This window comes from Bacillus sp. S4 (assembly GCF_040838205.1).
GTDB lineage: Bacteria > Bacillota > Bacilli > Bacillales > Bacillaceae_G > Bacillus_A > Bacillus_A cereus_U.
Map to the genome: position 1 here is coordinate 1 of NZ_JBFPJI010000214.1, position 5,735 is coordinate 5,735.

Below are 5,735 nucleotides of genomic sequence, written 5' to 3' on the forward strand. Positions count from 1 at the left end.
ATTCCACTTTCGATTATGTTAGTGTTTAAAACATTTACATCGGAAGATCTTATGCCAATGTTATTTCAAATTATATGTTTATACGGAAGTTTGTTTATTTTAATTTTCGTTGAAATTATGATGAAGGCGAATAGAAGAGAAACGATTAAATAAGGGAGGGGTTATAATGCAAGTTTCTAAAGAAGGGGAAAAGTTTCTAATCGATACGAAATTGTATTTAATAACGAAGGGAATTAAAGTAGAAGATGTGGATGCATTTCTAGAAGATGCAGAGCTACATTTAATAGAAGGTGAGAAAAAAGGAAAGACAGTAAGTGATATATTTGGTGATTCGCCAAAAGCGTATGCGGAAGAATTGGCGAAAGAGATGGAGAAGGATAAAAGCGGGATTATAAAGAGTATTCTTGCGATGATAATTGGGGTTGGCGGGTACTGGATATTAACACATATTTTGTTTAATAATCCGAATCAGCAATTTACGCTAACAAATATACAGTTAATTGGCTATCCTATCGTCTTAATCATTACGATTATTGGAACAATTGTTGCCTTTAGAATGTCTTCTTTTAAAAATAAGTTTGTAGAGTTTGGGATTATTTACGTAATAGTAATGGTTCCTATCTTATTATTAGTATTATTGATGTTTATTGATAAATGGTACGGTACACCTATTTTGCAATTGTCGACAATACAAACATATATATTAGCAGCAAGTATCTTTTTATTACTTTTCATTGGAGAAGTGTATGTTCTTGGTTGGATGGGCGTTTTGGTGCTAATTGTTCCTTTGGCAATTATGTTTATATTTAAAGACTTAGAAGAAAGAAATGTATTTTGGGGAATTGCAAAGATTTTACTTATGTATGGAAGTATATATGGATTAATGCGATGGTATTTAAAAATTGAAGAGCGAAAAAGTATAAACTAGCTGTACGATACGAAAGTAACGAGCAAATAATTAGCAAACGGAATTTTCTATTAAGTGGGGTACAAATATGCAAAATATATTTATATGTATATTAACTATTATGTTTCTAGGATTAGCAATTTTAGGGATCTATACTGCTTTCGCAAAAAGGATACATAATGATTATTTTGATACTTTATTAGATGATACATTAGGATATGTTTTGTTTTTCGGTTTAATAGGAAAAGGGCTGCTTTGGATATGCAAAAAAGTATTTCCAAAGAAATATTATATTGGGATTTTTAGAGGGATTACATTTACTTTTAGTTGTATGTTTTTATCCCGCATTAACGGGCAGTAAAACTCCCATCTCAAAATTCGGATGGAGCAAAGAAGTTAGATGGGAGATCAACTGCCCGTAAACGCCCGATTGGTTCAACTAATAATCAGTGGGGGATGAACAAAAACCCCACTAATTATAGTTTCACTTTATTTCTCGCAGCCGGTATTTGGTTTGTTGATTGGAATATGTTGTTTTAAACAGTAACAATATCGTTACTGTTTTTTTCTTTGTAATAAGGGACTTTGTAAAGAGAGCGCTTTTTGTTCATTTGTTAATAATGAATTGATGTGAACTTTATTAGGGCTAGGGACTATAGGGTACATAAGGTTCGATGGTGAATGGTGATGTTCAGAACCGGTTGGAGAGTGGGGATCTGCGTGCGTAAGTTTTCCATGAATTCGTCTTGTGAATAAAATATGACCAATTTCGTGAGCGAGGGTGTATATATTTTTCATTGGAGCAGCTGAGTTTGTTAGAACGATGTAACCAGTAAGTTGTTGTTGTTTCGCTAGAGAGTAAGCGCAAGCGATTACTGCGGTTTCTTTGAAATAATCACTGCCAATATAACAAATATAAAGGTCACATTCAGGAGCTTCGTTAACACAAGTTTGAAAAAAGGATGATAATTTTTCCTGACTTTGAATGGAGTTTTTATAACTAATTTCCCGATTTGAAAAACGGAAAAGCTCGTTTAGTACAATTACTTCTTTAATTTGAAATGTAATGGGATGCCAAATTGATTCTGCAACTGCTAAATCTTTTGCAATACGGTCGTCAGAAATATCGGCGCCTGGAGTAATGCAAACACATATATTAATGTATGAATCCATAAGGAACACCTCAAAGGAAAAAATTCTTTCTATAATATATGTGGGGAAAAGGTCCTATGTATGGATAAACGCCTTGTTTATTACACGAATATATAGACTACAAGTCGAAAAAATTTCATAGTTCTATAACGTAGTATGGTCATCTTTTTGATATAGTAAAGAAAAGGGGGAGAATATATGTATACATTAAAAATCGTTTCAGACAGAGAAGCTCTGTATCAATTTGCGAGCTATGTAAGAGTTGTGCAAGGGGTTGAAGGTGTATATGTAGAGGTGGGAGAACCTTTATATGAACATCCATTAATGAAGTTTTATGTACATATTACAATTGAAGAAACATATGATCAGCATAAAGCGTTACAAGAAATAGCTAGATTAGTAGAATTAGGGCGTTTTACATATGTCCATTATAGCAATGAGGAAATTGAAGAAGCTTTTGAAGCTGTAAAATACGAAAGCTTTAAGAAATAAAGTGAAACTTTAATCAGTGGGGTTTTTGTTCATCCCCCGTTGATTATTAGCCCTCACCAATCGGGCTTTTACGGGCAGCCCGCCCCCCACCTAACTTCTTTACTTTCGCTGAATTTTGAGGTAGGGGTCTTACTGCCCGCAAATAGCGGGATAACGGTAAAAAAAGGAAGCGGAAGCTTCCTTTTTTTATTGAAAATTACAGCAACAAAAGGAAGAGAATTTTGTTATGATAAGGAAGGGTGAGGAAAGGGGAGTTTACATATTGGGGTATATTGAAGAGTTACGCAAAGTAGTTGGTACGAGACCACTTATTTTAGTAGGATCAGCAATTATTATATTAAATGATAATCAAGAAGTATTGCTTCAATATCGTTCAGATACATATGATTGGGGTGTGCCTGGCGGGGCAATGGAACTGGGAGAAACGACAGAAGAAACTGCTCGTAGAGAATTATTCGAGGAGACGGGGCTAAGTGCAAAAATAATGCAATTTCTTGGTGTTCTTTCAGGAAAGGAAGTTTATTTCCGTTATCCAAATGGAGATGAAATTTTTAATGTGATTCATCTGTATCAGGCACATCATGTAAGCGGAGAATTAAAGCTCGATCATGAAGGGTTACAACTTCAATATTTTCCAGTAGACAAGTTACCGAAATTGAATGAAACGACAGAGAAGATATTACAAAAGTTCTTATACGCATTGACAGAATAGAAGGTTAATTCCTTCTATTTTTATTATATTAAATATTTTGATTTTTTGGTATGTTTATAGTATGATAATTGTAGACATACAACTTATGGAATTTCACCTAAAAACTTACTAGGTTACATAAGAGAGGGGCAAGTACAAAATGCATAATGTTGTCATTACAGCTGCAGTTCGTTCACCAATTGGAACTTTCGGAGGAGCACTAAAAAATATAACACCGGTAGAATTAGCTGTTCCTGTACTTCAGGAAGCTGTAAAAAGAGGCGGAGTAGAGCCACATGAAGTTGATGAAGTAATTTTAGGTCATTGTATTCAAAGAACTGATGAAGCAAATACGGCAAGAACAGCTGCATTAGCGGCAGGATTTCCTGACACAGTTACTGGTTATACAATTCAACGTCAATGTTCTTCAGGTATGCAAGCAATTATGTCTGCTGCAATGCAAATTCAATTAGGTGTAAGTGATATTGTTGTTGCAGGTGGAGTAGAGGCAATGAGCTCAAGCCCTTATGCATTAAAACAACACCGCTGGGGACAACGTCTACAGCACGGAGAAATTCGTGATACGGTGTGGGAAGTTTTAGAAGATCCGATTCACCATATTATGATGGGTGAAACAGCGGAAAATTTAGTTGAACAATATGAAATTACAAGAGAGGAACAAGATGAAGTTGCGCTTCGTAGCCACACATTAGCGTTGCAAGCGATTGAGTCTGGATACTTTGACGATCAAATTGTTCCTATTTCGATAAAAGAACGTAGAAAAGAAGTTGTATTTTCGAAGGATGAACATCCACGTGCAGATATTACAGCTGAAAAGTTAGCGGGATTAAAACCAGCTTTCCGTAAAGATGGATCAGTAACTGCAGGGAATTCATCTGGTCTTAATGACGGAAGTGCCGTTTTAGTATTAATGAGTGAAGAAAAGGCGAAAGAAAAAGGTTTACAACCGTTAGCTCGAATTGTTGGATATTCAGTAGCAGGTGTAGATCCGAAAATTATGGGTATTGGACCAGCACCAGCAATTCGCAAAGGGTTAGAAAAAGTAGATTGGTCATTAGAAGATGCAGATTTACTTGAAATTAATGAAGCTTTCGCTGCACAATACCTAGCTGTAGAGAAAGAGTTAGGGTTAGACCGTGAGAAAGTGAATGTAAACGGTAGTGGTGTAGGACTTGGACATCCAATCGGTTGTACAGGAGCTCGTATTACGGTAAGTTTAATTCACGAATTAAAAAGACGTGGATTAGAGAAAGGTATTGCCTCTCTATGCGTTGGAGGCGGTATTGGAGTAGCTTTATTTATAGAAGCATTATAAAAAAGAGGCAGCGATTGCTGCCTCTTTTTTTATGACTCAAATAAGTGATGAAATAATCGATCGCGATTTTCAAAGAAAAGTTTCGTCGTTTGATAATGCTCCGTTTCTTCTAATGTCGATTCGTGAATCCCTTCTTGAGTTAAAGAGTATATAGTAGATTCAGGATAAGCCATTAAAATGGGGGAATGCGTTGCGATAACAAATTGTGAACCTTTTTCAGCTAGCTCATGCATGCGAATGAGCATTGAAAGTTGTCTCATCGGGGATAATGCTGCCTCAGGCTCATCTAAAATGTATAAACCTTGTCCTGAAAAGCGTTTCATAAATAATGAGAAGAATGATTCGCCGTGGGATTGTTTGTGTAGTGAGATACCACCATATGAGTCAATAACTGGATTTCCGCGTGCTTCTGAATCAGCATCCATTTCATCAATATAAGAAGCGACGTTATAAAATGATTCAGCACGTAGAAAGAATCCGTCTTTTGGGGTATTAAAACTTTTTGAAATTCGAATGTATTCATGTAAAGATGAATGTGAATTGTACGTGTTAAAACGGAAGTTCTTCGTTCCACCTTCTGCATTAAAACCTAAAGCAACTGCAATCGCTTCGAGTAATGTTGATTTACCCGTTCCATTTTCTCCAATAATGAATGTTACATTTGGATGGAAAAGGAGCGATTGTAATGTTCGAATGGCGGGTAAACAGTAAGGATATGCGGAAAAGCTAGGGATATCTTCTTTTTTTAATGTGACACTTTTTAAAAAGGGTACGTCAATCAATATATAAACCTCAATTCATAAGGGATTTTGTTTCTAAAAAAGCAGCGAATACAAGTGTAAGACAACTTGCGAATAATAATGTATATTGAAGCATGCCAAAACCGAGACCTTCCCAGCCGAAAGTAATTCTCTTCCATATAAAAATGAAAAGAACGCTCATAAAGCTAAAGAGAGCAGGCATGTATTTTATAATTTTTAAGTGCTTCCATAGAAAGAAGACAATGTATGTGCTTAAAAACAAGGTAAACAGAACAAGAAAAAAGACAAGTGTTAACGACACGTGATCCTCCCTTATTTTCTGAATATTTCATGTGGATTATAACATTTAAACTATCATATTCCAATGTGAAAATAAATATTGCATAGAGATTGTTC

The 5,735-nt window shown here is 35.4% G+C and carries 8 protein-coding genes and 1 pseudogene; 6 read left to right on the forward strand and 3 right to left on the reverse strand.

The features are described 5' to 3' along the window. From AB3X48_RS16615 to AB3X48_RS16625, 3 genes and pseudogenes are all read left to right on the forward strand, one after another. Nucleotides 1-153, forward strand: a pseudogene (locus AB3X48_RS16615) (DUF1129 domain-containing protein); the annotation flags it as partial. A 13-nt stretch (nucleotides 154-166) separates the two neighbouring features. After that, nucleotides 167-928, forward strand: a complete 762-nt coding sequence (locus tag AB3X48_RS16620) for a DUF1129 domain-containing protein (RefSeq protein ID WP_016106069.1) — start codon at nucleotides 167-169, stop codon at nucleotides 926-928. Nucleotides 929-995: 67 nt separating this feature from the next. Continuing rightward, nucleotides 996-1,268 carry a hypothetical protein gene (locus AB3X48_RS16625; RefSeq protein ID WP_016106068.1) on the forward strand — a complete coding sequence of 91 codons (273 nt, stop codon included), beginning with the start codon at nucleotides 996-998 and terminating at the stop codon, nucleotides 1,266-1,268. A gap of 194 nt (nucleotides 1,269-1,462) precedes the next feature. On the opposite strand, the gene AB3X48_RS16630 is transcribed toward AB3X48_RS16625, so the two are convergent. Next, nucleotides 1,463-2,080, reverse strand: coding sequence for an ImmA/IrrE family metallo-endopeptidase (locus AB3X48_RS16630; protein ID WP_002199468.1), 618 nt, complete (start codon nucleotides 2,078-2,080; stop codon nucleotides 1,463-1,465). Between the two features lie 177 nt (nucleotides 2,081-2,257). Between AB3X48_RS16630 and AB3X48_RS16635 the strand changes: the two genes are divergently transcribed. The 3 genes from AB3X48_RS16635 to AB3X48_RS16645 all read left to right on the forward strand — a co-directional run bounded on the left by AB3X48_RS16635 (nucleotide 2,258) and on the right by AB3X48_RS16645 (nucleotide 4,578). After that, nucleotides 2,258-2,551, forward strand: a complete 294-nt coding sequence (locus AB3X48_RS16635) for a DUF3928 family protein (protein ID WP_002160644.1) — start codon at nucleotides 2,258-2,260, stop codon at nucleotides 2,549-2,551. Between the two features lie 262 nt (nucleotides 2,552-2,813). Then, nucleotides 2,814-3,263, forward strand: coding sequence for an NUDIX hydrolase (locus tag AB3X48_RS16640; RefSeq protein WP_002145954.1), 450 nt, complete (start codon nucleotides 2,814-2,816; stop codon nucleotides 3,261-3,263). A 139-nt stretch (nucleotides 3,264-3,402) separates the two neighbouring features. After that, nucleotides 3,403-4,578, forward strand: coding sequence for an acetyl-CoA C-acetyltransferase (locus AB3X48_RS16645; RefSeq protein ID WP_002199469.1), 1,176 nt, complete (start codon nucleotides 3,403-3,405; stop codon nucleotides 4,576-4,578). 29 nt (nucleotides 4,579-4,607) lie between these two features. Here the strand turns inward: AB3X48_RS16645 and AB3X48_RS16650 are convergent, their stop codons facing one another. Both AB3X48_RS16650 and AB3X48_RS16655 read right to left on the reverse strand, forming a co-directional pair. Further along, nucleotides 4,608-5,360 carry an AAA family ATPase gene (locus AB3X48_RS16650; protein WP_016106067.1) on the reverse strand — a complete coding sequence of 251 codons (753 nt, stop codon included), beginning with the start codon at nucleotides 5,358-5,360 and terminating at the stop codon, nucleotides 4,608-4,610. Between the two features lie 10 nt (nucleotides 5,361-5,370). Beyond that, nucleotides 5,371-5,640, reverse strand: coding sequence for a hypothetical protein (locus AB3X48_RS16655; RefSeq protein ID WP_016106066.1), 270 nt, complete (start codon nucleotides 5,638-5,640; stop codon nucleotides 5,371-5,373). Between the last annotated feature and the right edge of the window lie 95 nt (nucleotides 5,641-5,735).